This window comes from Parabacteroides sp. PM6-13, from assembly GCF_029892605.1.
Classification (GTDB): Bacteria; Bacteroidota; Bacteroidia; order Bacteroidales; family Tannerellaceae; genus QVMG01.
Window position 1 is genome coordinate 39,441 of record NZ_JARXWF010000007.1, and the last position, 25,671, is coordinate 65,111.

Genomic DNA, 25,671 nt, shown 5'->3' on the forward strand with positions numbered 1-25,671 from the left:
GGCCGAGGGAGACACTCATACTACCATACCCCATGCTCCGCTACGCTTCACATGGGGTTAATCAACGTCATGCGTCTTCGACGCAAGGCCTATCCACGACCTGAGGCTGATTGGTTGGATTTACAGCAGGAGTATTTGTTGGCTGAGCATGGTCGACCAACTGGCTGAGCATGGTGAGCCAATTGGCCGACCATGCTCGACCAATTGGCTGACATAGCTCAGCCAACAAATAGCCCGCCGTTAATATAATAGTTGTATCTTTTTCACAATAACACCTTTGTCCTTTAATTTATCCGGACTATAGATCTCCTTGCGCAAAGATATTTGCACATAGGCAATTTGTTTCCAATCCAGGGGCTTATTACTATTTTCTTTTACTGATTCCGGATACCAGTATTCATTTATTCCGGGAAAGTCTTGAGGCAGCATAACCGCGTTTGTTGGTACCAGGCTTGACACAGGGATGACGATTCTCTCCATATCTGCTTTTAGGGGAAAGACATAACCATATCCACGTCCATCGTGATCGACCAGGTTGATAATCGCCTTGTCGGTATCTCCCAATCCTTGGGCTTCCACACAGATAAATTGTGGGGTTGCCTGCTTGTCGCCGCGGTGGTTCATCCGGGGAGCGATGTAATGTGAAAAGGTCACATCGCACGGAAGACGATAGCTTTTCTGAGGCTCCAGGCTGGGGGTGGAGAGCTGATAGGCCTGTGTCAGTTCATCGCCGACAAATACGGGAGCGAATGCAATCTGTGGGCTATGTTGCGTGCGGCTACGTCTGATTCTCCTCCAGTTGTCGTTCTCGTCCAATAGGGTGAGAGGTGTTTTCTCTTCTACGATACGTAACGTATAGGTCTCCTGTTCATAATAGCTCCATTGATCGGCCATGCCATAGGTGCCTTCCGGGAAGAGCAGGGCTTCTTCCGCTTGCTGGATTCCGATGTGGTAAGCCAGTTTCCCTTTGGCGTATTGGCTTAGGTCGACATCAGCCACATAGCGGAATTCTCCCTGATGTTTCATCTCTATGCGTTCGTTTCTGAAAGGTTTAGTCATCAGAAACAGACAGACTTTTTCCGGGAGTGCGGGGCCATATATGTCACAGACAAAACGGCTGTTTTGATTCCCTGTCATTTCGGGGGAGGTCAGATTTTTTACCTGCCATTTTTTGGGTTTCTCTTTCATATAATAGGCATAACCGGCAAGCTCTTCTTTTTTAGTCAATTGATTGTTCTCGAAGGTGTATTTTCCGGGAAGGACAGCCATTGAGAGTTGCAGATCCGGTAGATTTACGCGCATATTCCGTTCGATATACACGGCTTGTCGGCTGATCCGCGCGGGATTCCCTCTTTTGAACGGATCGTCCACCTCCATAATATCCGGGTACACCTCCAAGATCCAGGTTCCCGGTTTGATCTTGTCGAGAAAGTAGATGCCGGTACCATCATATTCCACCACTGTTGATGAGCCTACGCCGGCTATGTGTTCCAATTTATTTCTGTCTTTCGGTTGATCGGATGTATGATTCGAATAATAGAACATATCCTCTGCGTTTAGCTGCCCTAACCTCTCTTCGTAGCTGACCCTGAAATCGCCAAACCGATTGTTCTCCGGATAGAATCCGGCATGTGCCCCGCGAGGGATGCGACGCATAATCTCTGCTGCAATCATACCCCCAATAGCCTTAGCCGGCGAATAGACCATATTGAAGAAATGGGTCTGCCAACCTAAATTGCGTGAGGCGGTGCGATGCATGTCATACGAAAACATGGCGGCAAATTGCACACCTCCATGGCGGTATTCACGCACCATGGCGGGGTACATATAACCATTGTTTGTGTCGGAAGCATCAAACTCATAGACAATTTTACTTTTCCCTTTCAACGCGACATCCGCCATTTGTGGGTATCTATCTACGAAATGCAAGCCGTTATCGGTAAAGGTGTATCCGTTGTTCAAGCCTTGCGGATACCAGGCATAGGATGCCCCATCTACCTGCGATTGCCGGATAGCCGGAGCAACATTAAAATCCTGGCTCAGGTTGTAAAATGTCAGTTTCTTGCACCCTGTACTTTTAATGGCTTTATACAGACGGTTTATGTATTTTACCATGCCCGGTATGTCGCTGGGGAATTGAGTCGGCTCGTTGATCAGTTCGACAAACAGGATATGAGACTCTTCCTTTATCGGTTTGCCGGTATACCGATTGACATGATTCAGGATATTCTTCATATAGTTTTCTTGACACTGAATGGCTTTCTCATCGTGAATAAGCTTAGCTTTCGGATAGGTTTTGGCAAACCCGGTATTACTGTTGTCATTCATCTCGGGGAATTGGGAGTCGTAGGTTACGATGGGGGAAAACAGCATATAAATGTCACGTTTGGTAGCCTCCGCAATCAGATAGTCCATCAAGTCTAAATGATCATTGTCTATGAGATTTCCTTCGGCATCCGAATTTTCCCAGTCACCCCAAAAGCAAATGCGCAATCCTTGCCATCCCATACGTTTGAAATGGTCTAAGTCCTCCTGAATCATACTTTTGCGATCACCACCGACATAGCCGGCGGCACGATAATCGCATGCGGAAGGCAAACAGTAGTTGGCTCCAAACAGAGCCACTTCCTGTTTGTTCTGCTTCCAACGGATCGTTCCCGTTTTATCTTGATAAACCAGTTCCTGAGCGGTTAGATTCATGCAAAGACAAAGAGTGAAAAGTAATAGATATATATTTTTCATGATATTTATTTCGATTTATTCTTTATTATTCGTTTGCTGACAAGCTTATCAAACAGGTAGCATCCACTGTGATCTTCGGCTGGAAGCTGTCACTATTCATATAGCATTTTAAGCTATGCAGTAATTGTTGGGCAGCGGCTCGTTGATTCATGTTTTGATGGAAATCGATGCCTGAAACCAGTACATATCCATTGTCTACTTTCACTTCAAACAAAAGCGCCAAAGGTCTGTTGGTGAACCAATCATCAATGACACGCACAACCGGATTGATCTCTTTTGAGATCTGGTCGATACGGATCGCATTGGAATGGCTCATTGCGTCCCACCACTGATAATCGCTATGGTATGCCGTGGGGAAGAGTTTTAAGGCCGGATGACGCGGGTCGCAGAGAATGCCCAACGTGTGGGGAGGCTGTCCGTTTGTCCAGGAGGTGTTCCAGAAAATACTGGAAAATCCGATCGCAATGTCACCTCCTAACTCATCTAGCAATGTGCCCTTCTTTAACGACAATAAAACCTTTCCCCCTTTTTTTAATAAATCCAAAGCGGTATCATCTATTTTGTCGGTTAATAAGAAGTCTTTCAATGCAGGATCCTCTTTCTTTTCAGGATATACCCAAAAGTCCCAATCATTTGCAAATTCATTGATCGATACCTCCAATTTGAATTGACCGGGTAGGAGGATATCCGACAAATCAAATCGGATCTCTCCCACTTCTCGACCATTCCCGATGGGCAGTTTGTCCACCGTAAAGGCTCCCTTTTTGATTGTTTTCTTGGAAGTGTCTTTAATGTGCCATTCGACCTGTACGTTTTCTAACGCTTCTTTGAAATTGGCCACCTCAATGTGGGCGATAAACGTTTCGTGATTCTCAAAAATCAAATGATCCATGCGGGCCAAGGGGACTACATGGTTGTTGAAGCGACGATATTCAGCAGCGCTGGTATACCCTTTTTCTTCCCAAAAAGCATCCAATGGGCCGACTAAAGCGGTTCCTTGTCCGGTAAAATCATTGAGCCCCAGCAATTGAAAACCTCCGAATTTCGGTGTGCGCAAAGCGGCCTCGATGTCGGCTTTATAACAGAGGGTTTGCAACTTGCCGGAAGCGAATAGAAAACTGTCAGCCAAGGCACTCATGCCGTTTTGGCTTAACGTTTCCTGAAAAATCTCAAAATTGCGTGCTTTGTAGACTCCGGTATATTTTTTTATCTCCGCTAAGTTGGGATACACACACCATTGTCCTATCTCATGGCTCACGAAGGGCTGTGTGAAGCGATTTGTGTAGCTTCTCCAGTCGTATGCCGTCGAAGGCTCTTTCGCGTTTATCACACTATTCAATCCCTCTTCCCAATGCTGTATGCGTGGTTCCGAATCGCTTAGAAAATCATTCTCCTCCAAATTAGGCCATCCTCCACCTGAGACATAGAGTCTTCTGTTGTCTTTTTGTTTCCAATAAGCGACAAAATCCCTCAAATAGGTATTCCTGTTTTTCCCGGCCGGTTCATTTCCGTGTGCCAGCATACAAAAGGAGGGATGATTGCCAAATAACTTCAATATGTTCTCAGCCTCATCATACAGGAATTGATCTATCGGCTTGCCGTCACCTATACTCGATGACTGGTTGGGCCAGGAGGAACATTCTACCTGTAGGTAGAGCCCCAATTCATCCGCTGCCTGAAAAGCCGCTTCAGGCGGACACCAGGAATGGAAGCGAATATGGTTGATGCCATAAGACTTGCATATACCTAATTCACGCAGCCATTCCGCCTTATCCATGGCGGGGTAGCCGGTCAAAGGAAAAGAGGCGCAATGAAGTGTTCCGCGCAAGAACGCGGGATGGTCATTCAAATGGATCATCCCATCTCTGATTGCCCATTCCCGGCAGCCGAAGGTCGTCGTTTGTCGATCCAGTTCCTTTTTCTTGTCGGATAATGTCAAGGAGAATTCATACAGATTAGGATGGAATTCATCCCAATAAGCGATACCCTCCGGAAGCGGCATATCCCATGTTAACAGATTCTCTCCGGAGGATAATTCGACAAACCGGCTCTTTTTTATGCCTTTAATACTCCCTGTCAGCTCTATCTTTCTCTGCTTGCCGCTCTGGTTTCGGATATACAGTTTGGCTTGCAAGCTCTTCTCTTTCAGATTCGGATAGACATCTATCCGGCTACAATGAATGTTAGACTTCGCTTCCAGGTACATATCACCAACTATCCCGTTCCAATTACCCTGGGTCTGATCAGACAGGCTATGTGAGTTCTCACCCGGGTCAATATCCCTGATCGCATTGTCTACCCGGATAGAAATCCGATGAGATCCCGGAGTCAGAAACTCTGTCAAATCAAAATAGTGAGGCGTGCCCAAAGCGTTTTGCATCCCAACAGATTTGTCATCCACCCACACACGCGTTTCCCAGTGGCAACGCTCTAAATACATGCCCACCACCTTCTGATCCCATTCCGAGGGTATTTCTATATCGCGTTGATACCAGGCCACCCCGGTGTAATAGGTATTGGGTTGCAGGAAGAAGGGTATTTTGAAATTCTCCGGTGCATGATAGGCCGCGTACTTATCTGTTTTATAGAAGGTAGAGTCAAAAAGACTTCCTGTCCATTTGGTTTCTAAATTGACAGCGGCTCCTTTTTTATTGCTCATCATGGAGCCGGGAAGAGTGACCTCCTCTTCTAAAGGAGTCAAATACCATTGTTCATTCACTCCTTTATCTAAGCTATCCATGGCAAATCTCCAACTGCCGGAAAGGTCTATTTGCGTAACCGTTTCCCCTGTTTGTGCCCGGAGGCCGGAAAGGACGAACAGAAACGCGTAAGCCAACAACAAATACTTTCGCATATTTATTTTATCTCTATCTTTTCCATTCCTTTCGATTCGAATTCGCAGCCCGGGTAGTTTTTATCCCGGAAATCAGCGTTAAGGAAGAAAGCAGATGCCTCTTTTTTTCCTTTGAGTAACCAGTCGAGCCACATGCGTGTTACCTTTCCCAGAATTCCTCCCTGAGGCTGTTTGTAGGTGCCTGCATGACCCACCGCATAGTTGGCAGAGGCGACCGGTACGTGGTTGATACGTTCGAAATCCAATGCGGCATTAAAATAGGCTACATCTTCCGGTCCTCCTATGAGATAGAGGATAGGTGCGTGAAGTTCTTTCAAGCTCTTTGGGGTGGCTCCTCCCATAGACATATCGCCCATGCCGGCATTGTGCAGGATTGTGGTGGTGATGCGTGGGTCATAAGAGGCCGCCATTGCTTGGGCACCACCGCAGGAGTGACCTGCTGCCGCTATATGAAAAATATCTACCAATCCGTAATAATCGCTTCCGGGGGTAACATGTTGTTTATTAATCCAATCCACGGCATCGAGCAGATTGTCCTCTTTGACAGCTCCGGAAGCATCTCTGCCGCGGGTTTTAATCTTTCCGTCTTTTGAACCTACGGCCATCACGATATAGCCATTCGTTACTAACTCGGCAAACATAGGAGCATAGTCCGCGGAATAATGTGTGCAGGCGCCATTGCCAAAGACAAGTACCGGTAAGCGTCCCTCTCTCTCTACCGCCGCAGGCAGATCGAACGGGCGATAGATGGTGAAGCCGGGTAGTGAATGATCATCGATAGCCACTCCCGGAAATTTCTCGCTTTCTGTGATCGTCTCCCGGAAGAGCTGTTGAAGTGTCTCGGCCAGGCAGAAACGCGCGTGCATCCAGGTGTGTGACCCTTCAGTGGCTACCGATTGGTAAGGAATACCATTGTCGTCAAAGTATTGCTGATTGCGTACGACATCCTGGTATAAGAAGTCTTTGCGTCCGACTCCAAACCACAACATCTTCAACTGTTTCGCTTCTTCCGATAGGTTGGGGAAATGTTTTTCCATCACCTCCGGCGTCAGGTAAGCACTGTATGAACCTAACCAGGCAAATTTATCAATATGTTTTAGTGCCGTGAACATGGATTGTCCTCCGCCTCGTGAGAAACCAGCAATCGCCCGGTGGTCGCGATCGGGTAGTGTGCGGTAATTCTTTTCAATATAAGGCATGATGCACTCGGTGAGTTCGCGGGCAAAGGTGTCGTACATCTCTGCTGCTTCCATGGTGGAAGGCCTTGGTGTGCCGTTGTTCATGTAACCATAGGGCATCACAATAATCATCGGTTCCGCTTTCCCACGTTCGATCAGGTTATCGAGGATTGTGTTGGCACGGCCGGCCTTGAACCAGGTCTCTTCGGTATCGGTTGTGCCACTGACAAGATAAAATACCGGGTATTGTTTGTTGGTATGGGTGTCATACTCGGCAGGTGTGTAGACCACCATATTGCGATATTGATTTAATACATGCGACTTATAGCTACAATAATGAACTTTTCCATGAGGGATAGCATGGACGGTGTATAATGCCTCATTATCGGGCATTTCAAGCAGGCTCGACTTGAAGTTCTCATTTGGGAAAAGTAAGGGGTTGCCCGGGTCGGCTACAGTCACCCCGTCTATAATAAAATTATAGGGATAGATGTCTGCTTTAGCGGGTTTCACTGTAGCGCTCCAGATACCCTCCGCATTTTTTTTAAGCGAGGTACTGCCGGACATAAACTGCCCTTTCACATCTACCCGTTTAGCTTTAGGTGCATTCACCTGGAAAGTGACGGTGCCGTCAGCATTTATCACGGGAGAATTGATTACACGCAAGTCTTGAGCCTGAGCCAGACTGCAAACAAGAATACAACAAAGGATTACTAACTGTTTCATGTTGTTTTATTTACTACTTAATTTGTTTTTTACAAGATGGGTGGAAAGGATATAATCACTCCTGGAAAAGCAAGGGTAAGAATTCTTTCAGGCAACGACGCCAGGTGAGCCATTCGTGTGCTGTGCCGGGTGATTCATAAAAGGTATTCTTTATTCCCCGGCGGCTAAGTGATTCACTTAATTGTTTGGCTCCAAAGTTTTCCTCACTTCCTATGCCTAAGAAAAAGGTATGTACCCGCTTATTGAATGCCTGGCTATCTTTGAATACACCATTGAAAAGGGTGTCAATCTCGTTGTCTTGGATAAAGAGCGCTCCGCTGAAAGAGCCTAAATAGGCAAAGGTATCCAGGTTAGGCAGAACGGTTTGGAATGTTTGATGTCCTCCCCAAGAGAGTCCCGCCATGGCACGATGCTCACGATCGGGAAGGGTACGGAATTCTTTGTCGATGGTAGGAATGATATCCTGCAATAGGATAGGGGTAAAGGTCGCGCCAAAAGCGGCACGCGCTTTCTCCACATCTTCTCCTTTGGGCGCTTTGAAGTGGATACCACAATTGCCACTGTCCATCACAACCAGCATGGGCTTACATTGACCACTTGCGATGAGATTGTCTAAGATGAAGTTGGCCTTTCCCTGATTGGGCCATCCGGTTTCGTCTTCGCACATGCCATGTTGAAGATAAAGCACAGGATAGCGTTTTTCCGGTGATGTTTCATATTCAGCCGGTGTATACACAAAACAGCGGCGGTATTGCTTTTCATACTGTGAATAATAGACCACCGAGCGTATCTGTCCGTGAGGTACCTCCTGCGGACGGTAGTAATCGCCCTCTTTCCCTTCCGGGATCTCTATGGCACTCGACCGGCCGAAGCTACCGCAATAGGTATGACTTTCGGTATCTGAAGCAGTTACTCCATCAATAAGAAAATGATAGAAATGAAATCCAACTGGAAGAGGTTTGCTTTGCCCGTACCACCATCCGTCTGCTGATTTCCGCATGTCAATCAGCCCACAGCAGTTTACCTGCACTTTTTGGGCTTGAGGGGCATGCAATCGGAAATAGGCTTGTTGCTTATTGTCTACACGTGGGTATTCCCGTTGAAAGAGAGCCGTTTCCGATACAAATGTTCCTTCGGGAAGATTCGGTTGTCTACTTTTCCAAAATTCCGGATAGATATCCATATAAGCGGTTGTCGCGCCCTTCATATCGAACAGGTTCCCCCACCGTGGCGAAGTGGCTTCCCATATAAAGGTGCCAAGTCCTAAGGCATGAGGAATACGAGCGACAATCTCGTTGACCTCTTTTCTGTGTTCCTGATATTCCACTACGATGATTTTTTTTCGATAGCGATTCGCCAGGTCGTTCAGGTTGTTTTCCAAATCATCCAGTGTACCGTGATGTTCTGGATAATAGGATTGCCCGATAATATCGAATTTCACATCATTACGGATGATTTTATCAAAAAATTTAATGGACTTTTCGTTTTGTCCACCACAGGCAATATGAACCATTATCTTTATATCCGGGTTAGCCGCGCGTACAGCGGCACTCGCGCATCGAAGCAACACGGCAAACGAGCGGTAAGAGTCGTTGATTTTTCCTTGTGGCCACATCATCCCATTCTGTATTTCATTACCGACTTGTACCATGTCCGGACAAACTCCTTCGTCCATAAAGCGTTTTATGGTTTCATGGGTATAGCGATAGACCTGCCCTTCCAACGCGGAGCCTTTCATATCACTCCATGCTGCGGGAGTAAACTGTTTGCCCGGATCTGCCCAGGTGTCGCTATAGTGAAAGTCAAGCAGGAATTTCATGCCCGATGCTTTGACTCGTTTTGCCATCGCGATCGTAGATTCCAATCCACAATAGCCCTCTTTTGAATAGCCATTTTCCGCAGTCGGGTCTACAAACAAGCGCAAACGTATCCAGTTGAAATGATTATCTTTTAATATTTCCAATGCATCTTTCTCTTGGCCATTTTGTGAAAACCGGATTCCCCGGTCTTCCTGAAGCGGTATCCACGACACATCCGCTCCTATGATGGGCATTTCCAATGTATCGGTATTCACATAGGGTGCTTCCGTCACCGGGTTGGTAGCGGGGTTTTGATATTGTTTATATAAATGACTGTATATCTCAAGTGTCTCTTTATCTGGCTTTCCGCCTTTGTCGAAAAGTGCGCGGAGAGGTTCCCATGCCATGGTGCCATACCCTAATCCATCGGGCGTGGAGCGTACGATGTCATTAATGATTTTGATGTTTTCCTTGTTCGCCCCATATTCGCATACACAAATAGGTTTCTTATACCGTGCGGCCAGGTCATAGATATTCGCTCTTAAATCATTATAAGTTTCATGCCATTGCTCGTAATAGGAAAGACCGATGATGTCAAATTCGGATCCTGTTTTCAGCATACGATCCAAAAACTCTCTACAGAGTGAGTTTTCACCTCCTAAGGCTAAATGAACTTGCAGTTTGGCCTCGGGCAATACTTCACGTGTCGCCTTTTGTCCGGCTTTGTATAGTCTCATCAAGGCTTCCCAATTTTCTTCGGTGGCATTGTCGTCAATGCGTCCTTCAGGCCATACCATTCCATGGTTGATTTCATTCCCTATTTGCACAATAGAAGGAGCTACTCCCTCATCCTTTAATCTGTTCAGTGTCTCCACCGTGTACAGGTAAAGCCTCTTTTCGAGCTCTTCCCCGCTCAATCCTTCCCATGCCGAAGGCTTAAACTGTTTGTCGGGATCCGCCCAGGTGTCACTGTAATGAAAGTCCAACGCGAATGTCATGCCCGCTTTTTTTATTCGTTTCGCCATTTCTACTGTATAGTCGAGGTTACAGAACCCTTTGTCGGGGGAGTATCCGGCAGGCGCTTCGGGATTGACAAAAATGCGTAAACGAACTGTGTTGAAGTGATGATCGGCCAATATCTGGCATACATCCTTCGGGTTTCCCTTATCGTCGGTATAGACAAGACCGGCTGCTTCCCATTGAGGGACAAAAGAGATATCTGCTCCGATGCAATAGGGTTGTGCCTTTTTGCTACAACTACTTCCCATAAAAAGCATCATGCAGCTAAAGGTGAGATAATAGAATAAACTTATCCGACAGCTATTTTTTTTCATGATGTAATAAATGTTTTGTTCATTTCTTCTTGGTGAGCTTTGAAGTATGATTGTTTGGGGTAGATTCTGTGGAATAGGCTTTCACAGAATTTACCCCAAATAAGCTATTTATTTTTTAGGACCTTCGTAATCGTCTCTTGTGAAATATTGAGTTAAGGTGTATCCCGCGGCTTCCGCCTGCTCTACGGCGAAGTTGGGAAGTGGGAAATATTGGCTGGTTGGCTCATAACCAAACGATGTCATGATAGGATAGAATTTATTGAATCTTACCAAATCAACCTTTCTGCCTCCTTCATAGAAAAGTTCATGTCCCCGCTCTGTAAGCAGCGCGTCCATAAATGCGGAAACGGAAGAGGTCGCCGCGGCAGGGAGAGCTTCTAAGCCGGCTCGATTACGTACCTGATTGACACAAGCAATAGCAGAAGCCGATACGGTTTTATTCAAGCGAACATCTGCTTCAGCATACATCAATAATACATCTGCCCAGCGTGCCAGAGGGAAGTCGGTTCCTTGAAAAGAGGTAGCCGTTTCGATGGGGTATTTGTTAAGGATGAATCCATCCCATTTCACTCCTATATCATTTCGGGTAACCCATCCTTTATGCAGCGTGCTATAATAAGAGGTGACAATCGCCTCTTTTCGTAAGTCACCCTCTTCAAATGTGTCGTAAAACTGAGGATCGACATTGTAGCATTGACTCCAGCCTCCTCCCTGATTGACAAACGGGGTTGGTTCTCCTTTGTCGTCGTACTTGGCCGCGTCCCATGGCACCAGATACCAGGAGAAAGGATTGAAGTTGCCCAGAGAACCACTGCCTGTAGCCGTTTCGGAACATGATACTGCCATGATGATTTCACAATTAAACTTATTGGCAATTTTAAATTGATCTACGTAGGGATTCGCACCTGCGGTGAACAGGGAGTATGTCCCGGTAAATTGAGAAAACAGGTCGTAGGCCTTTTTGTAGTACCCATCCATGTGAGCTCCCTCGTTCAGGTAGTGGCGCATCAGGCAAAAGCGGGCATAATCGGCCGTGTATCGTCCTTTTTCGGCTTGTTTTTCGGCCATGTTCTCAACGGCATATTCAAAATCCGCCGCGATAGCCTCTGCCATATAAGCCAATGTAGGGCGTTCCATTTTCTTTTCCGCTTCTATGTCACCAACCATTTCAGGATCTAAGATGACAGGAATCGGACCATAAAAATGCATTAAATAGTACATGGTCATTCCCCGCAATAGCCTGGCTTCTCCAATTAATTCTTTCTTTTTTGTTTCAGAAAGGATCGTGGCCTTCTCTAAAGTCCCAATGATTTCAGTCATTCGGGAAATGTCGCGTACTTTTTCAAAATGAGATGGCAGGACATTACTTGTTCTTCCGGCAAACTTCATATCGTCGTATTGCCCTTTAGGCATATAGATAAAGGGACCACCCCAGGTGCCAATGGTCCACGGCGCGCATAAATCCGATGTGGTGTCTAACATACGGTGTATTCCGCCTTCTGATACATAGAAGTTATGTTGATTAGAACTGCCGCTCCACTGATATGTCCAGTTTACGGAAAAGGGAATATAGCAATCCATCATGTAACTCTCGTAATCCGCTTCAGACGCAGGGAAGTTTGTTGTCGACAGGGATCCGTAAATCTTTGCGTCAAAATCATTTTCACACCCGGCTAAAACCATTAAGCCCGTTAAGAGTGCTGAATAAAGTATTTTCTTCATGATTGTTATTTTTTATGTTAGAACGATAGTTTTACACCTACAGAATAGGTACGTGTTTGGGGATATTCTGCTTTTCCTGATTTATAGCTACCTCCTGTATTTACCTCCGGGTCAAATCCGATAAAGCTCGTGAAGGTGAAAGGATTCTGAACATCCACATAGATTCGTATATGGTTGATGTAATTTGCCAATGAGCCTAAATTGGATTGGGTGAAATTGTAGCCCAGCGTCATATTGCGCACCCGAACAAAGGAAGCATCTTCATAGCCGATGTCTGTACCTGCGCCGCCAGGTAAAGAGACTGGAGAGAGTGCATGCGCTAATCCCGGAATCTTACCGTTCGGATTTAATTCGGAATGCCAAACGTCTTTTATGTAAATAGACTGATTCGCCTTTTGATTTGCGATATCGTTACCTCGGGTCCATGAATAGGTGTCGTTATATTTTCGGAGTCCCAGTTGCGAATAAATGAAGACATCCAGATCCCAATTTTTGTAGGCAAAGGTGTTTCCAAATCCCCAATACAAAGCGGGAACCACATTGACTAAATCTACATCGTCTACCGTGATTTCTCCGTCTTTATTCAAATCTTTAAGGATAGGCATCCCCGGCTTTTGATGCGTCTCGGGCTGATGAGCGGGCATATTGCTCTTATCGGCATTGATGATTCCGTCGGTACGATAGAAATATAAAGCCCTAACCGGTTCGTTCTCCCGTTTTTGATATTCTCGGTAATCATAATTCGGCATGCGTTCTTTCCAGATCGAGTTATAATGAGACAAGGTCAAGATGGAGGTCCATTTGAAATGGCTGGTCTTTATGTTTTCCGTATTGATTGTCGCGTCCCAGCCATAGCGACGGATATGTCCGCCATTGATAGGGTAGGAGGAGAACATAGACAATCCATCGGCATTCGCAGTTCCCAACATGTCGGTAATGTCATTCCAGAAATAGTCGAAACTACCACTGATTCGATCGTCCAGAAAGGAAAAGTCCAAACCGATATTTTGCATGATCGTCTTTTCCCAGGTTACATTCGGATAATCTTTACTTTTTAGATAGTAGGGGATGTATTTTACCGAATTATTGCTAAACATAACATGATTGCCAAACGCACCGTAGGAACCATACAGCGTAGTGCCCAAGTTGTCATTCCCCGTTACACCGTAAGAGGCTCTTAGTTTCAACAGATTAATCCATTCTACATTTTTGATAAACTCTTCATTGAAAATCTTCCATGCCACAGAAACAGAAGGGAACCAAGCATATTTTTTGTCTTTAAAGAATTTGTCTGTACCGTCTCGACGTATAGTTCCTGAAATGACATATCTGTCGAAGAAGTCAAAACTTGCGCGGGCAAATTGAGAACGTTTTTCATCTTCCGCTCTGTACGAGTTTGGTGTGAATGTGCCGGAGGCAGCACCGATATTGTCGTTGGCCAGGACATCGTTGTTGTCCGTATAGCTGACATTCATGCCAGTGTATTTGTTCAGGTAACGTCCCATCCCTACTACGGCATCCATCCGGAAGTTCTCGCTAAATACTTTGTTGAAGTTTATGAAGCCTTCCAAGGTGGTGTTATAACGTTCGTCACGGCTCAGGTTACCACGCGATTTATACATCTGGTCAAAATAGACATCGGAAGGAATGTATACGCTACGTTCCGAATTCTCATTGTTATAACCGAATAATACCTTTGCTGTCAGCATATTTTTGATAATATCAAAATCGGCGGCGAAGTTCATATTGTATCCGGAATTCTTTGACTCGTTTTGCAGCTTTTCCATGGCTACGCCATTCGGATAGTTCTGATAAACAGTATATCTTCCTTCTGCGTCATACAAGGGAAGATAGGTAGGATAAAGCATAGCTGAGGCCAGAGCACCGGCTGCCTGATCGCCTCTACCGCTTGAAGAACCACCCACTGTACCGTTTTGATTGATGTTTTTGTTGATATTGATGGCTGTGGACAATTTCAGTAAACTGGTTAATTGCGCGGATATGTTGCTTCGCAATGTATAACGTTCCATTTTAGAGTTGGAGACAGATCCTTCCTGGTTGAAGTAGTTCCCCGAGACATAGTAGCTAATAGCTTTCGTTCCTCCTTGAATGGTGATGTTATGATTAGAGATACTACCATCTTTCAATACCATATCTCTCCAGTTGGTTGTTTGGGCGGAAGCGATATCATTGCTGTTGAATATGTCCGAAAAACCATTATCGTAAGGGGTTGAACCATATACGCCCATATTGTTATTGTACATATATTGCTCTTTCCCGAAAGCATTGACATAGGTCATATAGTTTTTCGCATCGAGCATCTCCAGGTAAGGGTAGTTTTTGACAACGGAAAGATTTCCATCGTATGTTACTTTTACTTTTCCCTCTTTCCCCTTTTTGGTGGTTACCAAAATAACGCCATTAGCCGCGCCGATACCATAAATAGATGCTGAAGCGTCTTTCAATACTTCAATCGACTCGATATCTTCCGGGTTCAATCCTGCCAAGCCGGAGCGATTTACGCTTGACGGCATCACGGTGGTACTTCCTCCGCTGCTACCCTCCAACGAAGAGGCAGGCATTACCATGCCATCTACCACATAGATAGGGGCACCCGCGCCACGAATAGAAAGATTGACTCCTCCACCGGGTTGAGCACTGGCTACCGTGGCCTGCAAACCGGCAGCGCGCCCCATCAACATCTGAGACATATTGCTGGTGGCTGCTTTGGGTATCTCCTCTGCTTTGACCTTTACGATAGAGGTGGTCAGATTCTTTTTGGATACTGCTCCATAACCTGTTACAATGATTTCGTCCAACACTTTGGTGTCTTCACTTAAAACGACAAGATAAGGTCCCGCCTCGGTTACTGATACCTGCTTGGGGGTATATCCTATATAGGATATTTCCAGAAGGCTTCCCTTTTCTACTTGTAGTTCAAATCTACCGTCAATGTCCGTAACGGTCCCTGTTGATGTTCCTGCGACCCTGACCGAAGCTCCTATGATAGCTTCCTCGGCTTCGTCTGTCACTTGTCCGGTTACTTTGATAGTCTGTGCAAAAACAATAGTTGCACAGAAGAGCCCAACTCCGATAATCGTGATTTTTCTTAGAAAATTCACTTTTAAGTAATCTAAAAGCCAGAACCACTTGTTCTCGCTCTTACTGGTTTTTGTTTGTTCACTCATAGTACGATAAATTGTTAAAAAATTCAGACACAAAGGTATGGGGCTAAACCAGCGAGGCGGGATCATTTTGGACACTTACTAACACAAAATGGACATTTGTGTATTTACCTGTAAAACAGGGGTGTTTTATGACAATAAAAACCTGTATATTTGTGAATAGCGCTTATATTATATTGTATGAAATCACACATTTTTTTTCTCCTTGCCTGTTTATGGTGTACATGTGAAATCATGGCTTCCACTCTTCCTGTACGCTACCAGACATTCAATAATATTGAGGATAAAACAAAGACATTGCCCATTCGCTGTATTACACAAGATGATTCGGGGATGCTTTGGTTTGGTACAACAAGAGGACTCTATAGTTATGATGGGTATGATGTACATCACCATATCTCGGAAGGCGCCACTTCTCATCAATTAATTAATTGTTGTTTGATTCATCAACAAACTCTTTACTTGGGTTGTGATGCCGGCATTATAACACTTGACCTTACGAATGGGAAGTTTTCTTCCTTGAATTTCTCTTTTCACGAAACAGTCAGATCTCTGTTGAAGCATAACAATAAGATATGGATTGGTGCAGAAACGGGTTTGTATGTATACCATATAGATAAAAAAGAAATCCGCCCCGTGGTTACTTCTTCTGAAGAGGCTTTCAAAAATATATATTCTTTGGCGGCTGATAAAGAGCATATATATGTGGGTATGATGCACGGTATAGGGCGTTATTCACTGAATGATGAAACATTTCAGAAGATGGATTTTCCCTTTTTAATAGCTGGCTCTTTGCTTTTGGAAGAATCCGACAATTGTTTATGGGTGGGAACAGGACCTTCACTCATACGGGTTGATCTGACAACGTGGGAATTGAAAATAGTCAGAGACTTCCCGGTTGTAAAAACCCTGTGCCGTGACCAGGATGGCAATCTGCTCTTGGGAACAGATAATGGCTTGTTTGTCTACAATCAAAAGAATGAAATCTCCCATGTTGTACATGACGCACGTAATAATACCTCTTTGCCGGGAGATGTTGTTTGGGCTATTTTCAAAGATAAGGATAACAATATATGGTTGGGGACGGATGATGGCTTATCTATGTCGGCTCACAATAAGATGTTAAAGTCGTTTTTCCTACCATCGATTACGCGTTCGGGTAATGGCAATCAAATCTTTCATATTCAACGTGACTATACTAACTCCTTATGGTTAGGGGGAACTCATGGGCTTATTAATATCGAAGATATAGAGGGGGAAGATATGACCCACCATTGGTTCCGTATGAATGATAGTATATATCCTATACCTCACAACCGAATTCGAAGAATATACGAGGATCGTTCTCGACGCTTATGGGCTGCGACAGACAGGGGACTCCTATTGTATGATCCCGCCCGAAGAGCTTTCTCCTCCTATTTCTTAGCGGAAGACCCTTCTAACTGGATTTATGACATCATTGATGATGCAAACGGAGATTTGTGGATTGCTACTTTCCATGGCATCTATTGTGTCAATGGAAATATAACCAACGCAAGAGATACCTTGTATTCACGCTATCGATATACGAAAAAAGAGGGGTTGTATAGCAACGATGTCTACAGTATCGTGATGGATAATGAAAAGAATTTATGGGCATTAGTGAATAACCATCGAATTGATTACATCAACCTGGCCACCCGAACCGTACATCCGGTAGAACAGTTGCAAAGCGGGTCCATGCTAGATGCGGATTGTTTGATTGGAGATTCGAAGGGGAGAATCTGGATTAGCACAAGGAATGAATTGTTTCGCATAGAAATGAACCAGGGAGAGAGAATTGTGCATAGTGTTCCGCTTGAGAATGCCCCTTCGTCCGAGGTTTATGCGATGACAGAAGTGGGTGAAACGCTTTGGTTGACAACATCCGAAGGAATTCTTATTGTGCATAAAGAGAGCTTGAACGTACAGCACATCGGTACTACAGAAAAATACCTCTCTATTTATTATGATTCTACCATAAACAGGGTATGGTTAGGAACAACCAATAAATTGGCTTTGATCGATCCGGCCTATATATCCTATTCCTCAGCAGGGAACGATATTCAGGTAACAAACATCAAGATTAATGGTGAGCAGGAATTGGATTATGAGCGCTGCCGCGAAGGAAATGTAGTCTTAAATCATGACCAGAATAATCTGACGATTTCATTTTCTGATTACCAGTACACCCATGAAAGGCTAATGACCTTTTCCTTTCGGTTAGATGATTACAACTCCCAATGGGTGAAGCTGAAAGGAGGTGAGAATTCTATTCTTCTGCCTAATCTTACTCCGGGAAAATACAAGCTGTTTGTCTCCTCCTCTCAACTGCCGGAAGAGCGAGCACAAACAAAACCGATCTTGTTTATTACCATCCGTCCACCCTGGTATCTTTCGACCTTTGCCAAAGGCTTTTATCTATTGGTATTTGCAGGCTTTCTTTGGTGGATAGTTAATTTCTATATCGTGCGTAATCGTTTGCGTATTGAGCGGGAGCAAAGAAAAACACTCATGGAACAGGCACGTTCCAAAATGCAGTTTTTTACAAATATTGCTCATGAGTTTAAAACCCCATTGAGCCTAATCATAGCCCCTTCCAGTAAACTTCTCCATGGAAAACAACCGCAAGAAGATAAAGAGTTGGTAGAATTGATCTATACCAATGCGATCAAACTGAGCTCTTTGATTCATTTTTCGATTGAAGCATATCAGGATGATGACAAGATGCGCCAGAGTTTTATCTCTTCTGAAATAGAATTTGTAGACTTTGCTCGGACTATATTCGATTCATATAAAGAAAATTTGCGCTACGGAAAGCAAAATTTCATATTCACGACTAATCGAGATAAGATATATACGCATGTTGACATCTCTAAAATGGAATCCGTATTAAATAATCTACTGACCAATGCCTGTAAGTATACTCCGGAAGATGGGAACATTATTTTCTCTTTAGCTTACGACGAATCGCTCTCGAATCTCTCTATTAAGGTGACTGATACAGGTGTTGGCATCCCGAAAGCGGAGCTCTCCTACATCTTTCAACGTTATTACCAATCTTCACGAACAGCTATGAAGGACTATGAAGGGACTGGAATAGGACTCTCTATTGTAAAAGATTATGTAGAGATACATAAGGGTTCTATTGAGGTTTCTTCTGATGAAAAAGGATCGGTCTTTCATGTCACGTTGCCAATCAATTGTCTGCAAAACAGAGAAGGGGAATATAGGGAGGCTGAAGAACCACTATCTTTTTGTGATGACGATAAAAAGCCTTTAATTGTTTTGGTAGAGGATAATGTGTCGACTGCCCATTTTATTCAGGAATTATTAAAAGAGGATTACCGCTGTGTCATTGCACACAATGGGAAAAAAGGATTAAAACTATGCCTGGACCTATTGCCTGATCTTATCATTACAGATGCGGTCATGCCTATTATGGATGGGTTGGAAATGTGTCGCCGTCTCAGACAACACCTGCCATTGACTACTGTGCCTATCATCCTGTTGACAGCACAAAAAGATAGTCAGATAGAACGGCAAAGTGCTCAATTAAGTATTGATGCTTTTATTTCTAAACCATTTGATTATTCTCTTTTACAAGCGCGAGTCTCTCAGCTTATAGGTAATAAGGAACGACTTCGGCAGCAAGTGAGAATGGAACAGATTACAACGCCGGAGATGAAAGGAGAGATCTCTATGGATGAAAAATTTTTAGTGCGTATAACAAAAATCATCGAAGAACATATTGATGATCCGGACTTGTCTGTTGACACGCTTTGTAAGCTTAGTGGTATCAGTTCCAAACAACTCTACCGAAAAATCAAGCAATTGACGAATATGTCAACCGTGGAATATATACGATCTATCCGTTTGAAAAAAGCGGTGATACTCTTCGATAATGGCAATTTTACGGTTGCAGAGGTTATGTATATGGTTGGATTCTCCAATGCCTCTTACTTTACCCGCAGTTTTCGGTCGGAATTTGGAAAAACACCGCATGAATATCTTCAAAGCAAAAAGAACAATGTGATAGATAATGATTAAAATACCAGCAAAAAAAAACGGGAAGCGATCTGCCTCCCGTTTTTGTGTTGTTTGATGTCGTTTTATTTAAGTCCTCTGTTCTTTAATAAAGGCTCCGTGTTGGGGCGTTTGCCTCGGAAATTGACATACATATCCATGGCGTCATCGATGCCGCCTGGTGTCAATACATAATTGCGGAACTTGACAGCTACCTCCTGGTTGAAGATGTCTCCTGTTTCAACAAATGCCTGGTAAGCATCCGCATCCAGTACTTCTGCCCAGATATAGCTGTAATAACCGGCGGTATATCCTCCACCCATGGTGTGGTTGAAGTAGGTGGTGCGGTAGCGCGACGGGATTTGTTTCAAGATTCCGCGGTCGCTTAATACCTTGTTTTCGAACTCCATCACATCAAAGTTGGCAGGAATCTCTGTCAATACATGGTAATCCATATCCAATAAAGAGGCTGCCAGATACTCTGTGGTCACGAATCCTTGTCCGTATTTACCGCTCTTGTCCAGCTTTTCAATCAGTGCGGTAGGCATCACTTCGCCAGTTTCATAATGCTTGGCATATTGTTTCAACACCTCCGGTTCGAACACCCAATGCTCCATGATCTGCGAGGGCAGCTCTACGAAGTCGCGGGGAACACCGCTGATGCCATAATAATGAACGTCGCGGAACAGGCTATGCAGGCCGTGTCCGAATTCGTGGAACAGGGTTTCTGCTTCGTCTGCGCTCAATAGGGCGGGTTGTCCGGCGGCCGGCTGGCTGAAGTTACATACAATGGTCACAACAGGTACCACCCGTTTACCGGCTTCGTAGGTCTGAGAGCGATAACCGCCACACCAGGCACCACCGCGTTTGCTTGCGCGCGGGAAGAAGTCCATATATAATACGCCCAATAGGGTACCGTCTTTGTCTTTACATTCGAAAGCTTGTGCTTCGGGATGCGGCAACGGCATATTATCTAACTGCTTGAAGGTGATGCCATACAGTTTGTTGGCTACCCAGAAAGCACCATCGCGCACGTTTTCCAGTTTCAGGTAGGGACGTACTTCGTTTTCATCCAGGTCGAACTTCGCTTTCTTGGCTTTCTCGAAATAGTAACGCCAGTCCCAACCTTCCGGTTCAAAGCTTTTTCCCTCTTTACGAATCTCCGCCTTGATATCGTTCAGTTCCTCTTTGGCTTTGGCTAAAGCCGGTGTCCAAAGCTCATTCAATAGGTCATAAACGCTTTTAGCATCTTTCGACATACGCTCTTCCAACACAAAGGCGGCATAGGTGTCGTAGCCCATTAGCTTTGCTTTTTCAAGGCGTTTGGCAACCAATTCGGCTACCACCTTTTTATTGTCAGCTTCGTTATTGTTGTTGCCGCGCATGGTGTATCCCTTGAATATCTTTTCACGCAATTCACGGTTGTCGGCATATTGCAGGAATGGCATCACACTGGGGTTTTGCAACGTGAAGATCCATTTGCCTTCCATATCGGCTGCTTTGGCTACGGCCGCCGCATTGGCAATCAGGCTTTCCGGCAATCCCGACAGGTCTTCTTCTTTTTCGATGATAAGTTGGAAGTCATTGGTCTCCTGCAACATATTCTGACCGAAGGTCAACTGAAGCATAGAGATTTCGCTATTCAATTCGCGCAGTTTCTCCTGTTTGTCGGCAGGCAGGTTGGCACCACCGCGAACAAAGCCTTTGTAGGTCTCTTCCAGGAGTTTGGCTTGCTCTTTGTTGAGATTCAGCTGCTCTTTTTTATCGTAAACCGCTTTCACCCGGGCAAACAAGACCGGATTCAAACGAATGTCATCACTGTGTTTCGAGAACAGAGGGGACATCTCACGGCTTAACGCCTGCATTTCATCGTTGGTGTTCGCACTGTTCTGTCCGCTGAACACCGCGCTTACCTTGTTCGATAATTTGCCACTTTGATCCAGGGCGACAATCGTATTCTCGAATGTCGGCTCCTCTTTGTTGTTGCAGATAGCCTCGACTTCTGCCATTTCTTCTTCCATTCCCTGGAGGAAAGCCGGTTTGTAGTGCTCCAGTTTTATCTCTTCAAACGGGGGAACACCATACGGAGTCGTGTATTCCGACAGGAACGGATTTTCGTTGGTTTTCTCTTTACTTTCCGTACAAGCAGTCGCGCATACTAAAACCGCTACACTAAAAGCCATACATACATGTTTCATTTGCTGTTTAAATTTATAGTTGGAATTTATGAATTAACAGACAAATATAAGAACTATTTTTTTTCTTATATCATTTTCCCCAAGAAGCAGTGTGGAAGAACGAAAAAGGGGCGGGAAGGGGATAGTTTGAAAATCTTCAAATCTTACCAAATCTGCAGATTCCGCATCAAATCCGTATCATCCGTGGCTTAAATCATTCCGGTTTTAATCCAAGAATTTCGGGTTAAAGATGAGGTAGCCGATGTTCAGGCCGAAGTTGAAGTTTTGTCTTGGATAGCTATAGCCATTGGCGTAGAGGCTTAACGAGATGAAGGGCAATTGGAATACCAGGGCGGCTTCGCCCATGTATTCAAAGGAGTGGAGGAATTTGCCGTAGTAGGGTTTTAATTTTTCGTCTCGCCGGATCTCATACAAGGGATTGAAGGTATAGAGATCGAGACGCAGATGGGCTATGCGGCTTAGTTTGAAAATGGGGGAGATGCCTCCTGCGATGTATTGGTTGGCCCGGAAGGCTTCGTTGAAGACAATCTTGCTATGCGGCGTCGGGGTAAAGGCGGGCGCCTGCAGTACGGAGGAGGTGTAGTTGTTCATCAGGTTTTTGCTGGAGACAAATACCTCGAAGGAGTAGCCCAGGTTGAAGCGGTTACTTAAATCATGGTAGTTTTCCAATCTTCCCTTCATCTGCAGCCAGCTATGATGTCGCTCGTCTGACGATCGGCCGCCGGAGAAATTCCTGCCGTTGTATTTCTCATTGCCGGATACAAAGAAGGCTGTCAGTGCCTTTTGACTGCCCGATATGGGGTATTGTTTGGCATTCAAGGTGTTCTGATGAAGGCTCAACGAGATATGGAAGAGGTTATAGCGGCTGTGATCGAAGGCGGTGAGGTCGGTGGTTTGCAGGTAGCGATCGTTCAGGTAGCCTACCCCCACACCGATTTCGGCCTTTGCCTTGTTCAGAAAGGGCAATCCGACCAACAGTTTGGTATAGATCTCTTTTTGCCGCATAATGGCGGGCACAACATCTTCATAGAAGAGCGACTGGCTTTCCGAGAAGTTTTTGTTGGAATAAACGCCTCGCAGATTCAGGTAAGAGGGCACGCGGCTTTGCAGGTAGACCCTGCCGTCGAGCATGATGCCATTGAATGAGTTACCCACCTGGAAATTTCCCTTCACCTCCGAGGCTAATTGTCCCAAGAATTGATAGCCAATGCCCAGAAAGAGCTGATTGGCCTGATGGGACGACACATTACCGCCGAATCCGATGCTTACCTCTTCTTTCATTTTGACATCGAGGTAGAGGTCGAATTTGTTTTCTTTCCTATTGTAGATGGCGTGTGGGATGATCTCGCGGATCTTGGAATAGGTGAGCATCTTGAAATAGGCGCGCCGGAACTCTTCCATGGAGAACTCTTTGTTGATATCGCGTTGTAGCTGTGCTTCGATATACAATTTCTGCGCATCGCTCACACCGGTGACATAGATATTCTTGAAGAGAAGAGGCGGGAGGTTCTCTTTGTAGGCTTTTCGGCGGGCGTTGACCTCGGCCAGCGGCACCTCGCGAGGCACACGTGCCTTGATCGAATCGATCAGCAACATGGTGCGGTTGTATCCTATATCCATCAGCTCTTTTGCCTTCGGGAAATCGAGTAGGTTGACATCCGGGAAACGGAAATGGATCATCATGCCCTCCTCTTCGGGCACTTGATAGTTGGTCCGTTGCATGACCATGTTTTCAAGCTGATTGGTGAGCGTTTCCGACACCTTGCCCTGGTCGGCACCTGCTACGGCCGAACCGAATATAAAGTCGGGATTGAAATCTTCCCGCATGGGGCCTATGGGGAAATTGTCATAAATACCTCCGTCGTATAATGGTATGCTGTCTTTCCAGATAGGCTGAAAAACAAAAGGGAAGCTCATCGAGGCGCGCACGGCGTCGCCCAGGTCTCCATTGCGGAAGACAATCGCTTTTTTTGCATAAATATCAGAAGCCACGCAGCGGAACGGCACAAAGAGGTTGTCGAAATTCCAGGCCGCTTTGGCGGTTGCCTGCGCGAAGAGTCCCATAAAAGCCTGGTTCATCTGGATCGGATTGATTAGGCTGGTCGGGGTCAGAAAGCTGGGTTTTATCTGCAAGGAGTCCGAAAAGTCGATCGAGAAATGACCGAATTCCGGGGTAGGGTAGGGCTCCCGGAAATAATAGCTGTATTCTTCTTCTACCAGTCCCGACTGCCAATAGGAAAATTCCTTGGAGAGTAATAACTCCAACATCTCGTCGGGCGAATAGCCCATGGCGTACAGACTGCCGATGATGGATCCGATGGAGGTGCCTGTCACATAGTCGATAGGGATGTCGTTTTCTTCCAAGGCTTTAATTACGCCGATATGGGCGGCTCCTTTGGCTCCACCACCGCTCATTACCAACCCCACTCGTTGAGCCGGCAAGGTGATCGGGAACAGAAAAATAAGGAGTATGAGAATACTTTTTTTCATATAAATGGCACTGCTTACATACAAAAATAGGTCTATTTTCAATACATACAATAAACTTATAGCTTAAAATAAAAACAATCGCTTGGAATGAAAAGTTTTCTTTTTTTTATAGTTTTGTGAGAAATCATTCTAATCCGAAAATGTTATGAAGAGATCTTTATTCAGTATGTTATGTGTGGTGTGCCTGTTGACGGGCATCGGTCGTGGGGAAGCTATCGCCCAGACGTTTAAGTATTCACCTGATTATAAAGCTATCCGGGTGGATAAGTCGCGGTTGGATCGTGTTGATCGACTGCTTCAGGAGTATGTCGACCAGGGGGTTATTCCGCATGCGTTGACTTTTGTGGCTAAAAACGGACAGGTGGTTCACCATAAAGCCTTTGGCTGGCGGGATGTGGAACAGCAGATCCCTTTGCAGAAAGATGATATCTTCCGGATGTATTCCCAGACAAAAGCGATCACCTCGGTGGCGCTCTTGATTTTGTTTGAACAGGGGAAATTTCAATTAGACGATCCGGTGGTGAAGTATATTCCGGAGATGACCGACCAGGTGATCGAGCGACGGATCAGCGATACGAAAATCGACACCCGTACGGTGCGCCAACCGGTGACCATACGCCACCTGTTGAGCCATTCGTCGGGTGTGAATCCGCAGCGCGGTATGATGAAGAGCGATTATCCGACGCTGGCGGAATATGTGAAAGACCTGGTGAAATGTCCGCTGTTGTTTGAGCCGGGCACAAACTGGAACTACAACCCCGCTTCGAATGTATGCGGCTATCTGGTGGAGTATTTCTCGGGAAAGCCTTTGCAGGATTTTGTGCGCGAAGAGGTGTTGGAGCCCCTGGGCATAAAAGATATGGCCTATTTCTATGACGAATCCTATCGGGAGCGTTTTGTGACGATCTATCGCGCCAATGAGGCGGGCAAAATGGAACCGACCGAGATGTGGAGCGGGAAGAATCCTTTCGGCGAGGATCGTCGTTACGCAGGTGGCTCCAGTGGCTTGAGCGGAACGATTGAAGGCTATGCCCGTTTTTGCCAGATGATACTCAATTACGGGGTGTTCAACGGAAAGCGTATCTTAGGACGCCATACGGTGGAAATGATGAAGGAAAACCAACTGCCCTATCCCAATAGCGGTGGTGCCGATTTCCAGTTTGGCTTGGCTTTCCAGATTCATCCCGAAAATCCGGTGGAGCGTAAAGCAATCAGTAATTTCACGCCTATGGTATCGCCCGGAGCACTCTCCTGGGGAGGTATGGCCAATACCGATTACATCATAGATCATAAAGAAGATATGATTATCCTCCTGTACACCAACCGTATTCCTGATACGAAAGTATGGGAGAAATTCCTGAATACTGTTTATCAGGCGTTGGAATAAGAGAATGACGGA

The 25,671-nt window shown here is 45.4% G+C and carries 10 protein-coding genes; 2 read left to right on the forward strand and 8 right to left on the reverse strand.

What is annotated here, in order from left to right; all coding sequences use genetic code 11:
- Window positions 1–240: 240 nt before the first annotated feature.
- The 6 genes from M2134_RS08155 to M2134_RS08180 form a co-directional block, all read right to left on the reverse strand.
- On the reverse strand, window positions 241–2,742 hold the full coding sequence (locus tag M2134_RS08155; protein WP_280750930.1) for a hypothetical protein: 2,502 nt from the start codon (window positions 2,740–2,742) through the stop codon (window positions 241–243).
- A gap of 25 nt (window positions 2,743–2,767) precedes the next feature.
- The gene (locus M2134_RS08160; protein ID WP_280750929.1) at window positions 2,768–5,596 is read right to left on the reverse strand and encodes a sugar-binding domain-containing protein; all 2,829 of its coding nucleotides are present in this window, start codon (window positions 5,594–5,596) and stop codon (window positions 2,768–2,770) included.
- 2 nt (window positions 5,597–5,598) lie between these two features.
- The gene (locus tag M2134_RS08165) at window positions 5,599–7,500 is read right to left on the reverse strand and encodes an alpha/beta hydrolase-fold protein (protein WP_280750928.1); all 1,902 of its coding nucleotides are present in this window, start codon (window positions 7,498–7,500) and stop codon (window positions 5,599–5,601) included.
- A gap of 55 nt (window positions 7,501–7,555) precedes the next feature.
- Window positions 7,556–10,633 carry a glycosyl hydrolase 53 family protein gene (locus tag M2134_RS08170; RefSeq protein WP_280750927.1) on the reverse strand — a complete coding sequence of 1,026 codons (3,078 nt, stop codon included), beginning with the start codon at window positions 10,631–10,633 and terminating at the stop codon, window positions 7,556–7,558.
- A gap of 108 nt (window positions 10,634–10,741) precedes the next feature.
- A complete protein-coding gene (locus tag M2134_RS08175; RefSeq protein WP_280750926.1) occupies window positions 10,742–12,355 on the reverse strand; it encodes a RagB/SusD family nutrient uptake outer membrane protein in 1,614 nt (537 codons plus the stop codon).
- A gap of 17 nt (window positions 12,356–12,372) precedes the next feature.
- Window positions 12,373–15,543 (reverse strand): SusC/RagA family TonB-linked outer membrane protein, encoded by a 3,171-nt coding sequence (locus M2134_RS08180; protein WP_280750925.1) that lies wholly within the window; start codon window positions 15,541–15,543, stop codon window positions 12,373–12,375.
- Window positions 15,544–15,774: 231 nt separating this feature from the next.
- Here M2134_RS08180 and M2134_RS08185 point away from each other — a divergent pair, with 231 nt between their 5' ends.
- On the forward strand, window positions 15,775–19,608 hold the full coding sequence (locus M2134_RS08185; RefSeq protein WP_280750924.1) for a two-component regulator propeller domain-containing protein: 3,834 nt from the start codon (window positions 15,775–15,777) through the stop codon (window positions 19,606–19,608).
- Window positions 19,609–19,670: 62 nt separating this feature from the next.
- Here the strand turns inward: M2134_RS08185 and M2134_RS08190 are convergent, their stop codons facing one another.
- Together M2134_RS08190 and M2134_RS08195 are read right to left on the reverse strand one after the other, a co-directional pair.
- Window positions 19,671–21,782 (reverse strand): M3 family metallopeptidase, encoded by a 2,112-nt coding sequence (locus tag M2134_RS08190; RefSeq protein WP_280750923.1) that lies wholly within the window; start codon window positions 21,780–21,782, stop codon window positions 19,671–19,673.
- A 204-nt stretch (window positions 21,783–21,986) separates the two neighbouring features.
- Window positions 21,987–24,272 (reverse strand): patatin-like phospholipase family protein, encoded by a 2,286-nt coding sequence (locus tag M2134_RS08195; RefSeq protein WP_280750922.1) that lies wholly within the window; start codon window positions 24,270–24,272, stop codon window positions 21,987–21,989.
- Between the two features lie 145 nt (window positions 24,273–24,417).
- Between M2134_RS08195 and M2134_RS08200 the strand changes: the two genes are divergently transcribed.
- Complete coding sequence (locus M2134_RS08200) at window positions 24,418–25,659, forward strand: serine hydrolase domain-containing protein (protein WP_280750921.1); 1,242 nt, start codon at window positions 24,418–24,420, stop codon at window positions 25,657–25,659.
- Window positions 25,660–25,671: the final 12 nt, after the last annotated feature.

Bases quoted from the DNA above. Each gene is read 5' to 3' on its own strand.
- M2134_RS08155 (WP_280750930.1), bottom strand. From the start codon at position 2,742: ATGAAAAATATATATCTATTACTTTTCACTCTTTGTCTTTGCATGAAT.
- M2134_RS08160 (WP_280750929.1), bottom strand. From the start codon at position 5,596: ATGCGAAAGTATTTGTTGTTGGCTTACGCGTTTCTGTTCGTCCTTTCC.
- M2134_RS08165 (WP_280750928.1), bottom strand. From the start codon at position 7,500: ATGAAACAGTTAGTAATCCTTTGTTGTATTCTTGTTTGCAGTCTGGCT.
- M2134_RS08170 (WP_280750927.1), bottom strand. From the start codon at position 10,633: ATGAAAAAAAATAGCTGTCGGATAAGTTTATTCTATTATCTCACCTTT.
- M2134_RS08175 (WP_280750926.1), bottom strand. From the start codon at position 12,355: ATGAAGAAAATACTTTATTCAGCACTCTTAACGGGCTTAATGGTTTTA.
- M2134_RS08180 (WP_280750925.1), bottom strand. From the start codon at position 15,543: ATGAGTGAACAAACAAAAACCAGTAAGAGCGAGAACAAGTGGTTCTGG.
- M2134_RS08185 (WP_280750924.1), top strand. From the start codon at position 15,775: ATGGCTTCCACTCTTCCTGTACGCTACCAGACATTCAATAATATTGAG.
- M2134_RS08190 (WP_280750923.1), bottom strand. From the start codon at position 21,782: ATGAAACATGTATGTATGGCTTTTAGTGTAGCGGTTTTAGTATGCGCG.
- M2134_RS08195 (WP_280750922.1), bottom strand. From the start codon at position 24,272: ATGAAAAAAAGTATTCTCATACTCCTTATTTTTCTGTTCCCGATCACC.
- M2134_RS08200 (WP_280750921.1), top strand. From the start codon at position 24,418: ATGAAGAGATCTTTATTCAGTATGTTATGTGTGGTGTGCCTGTTGACG.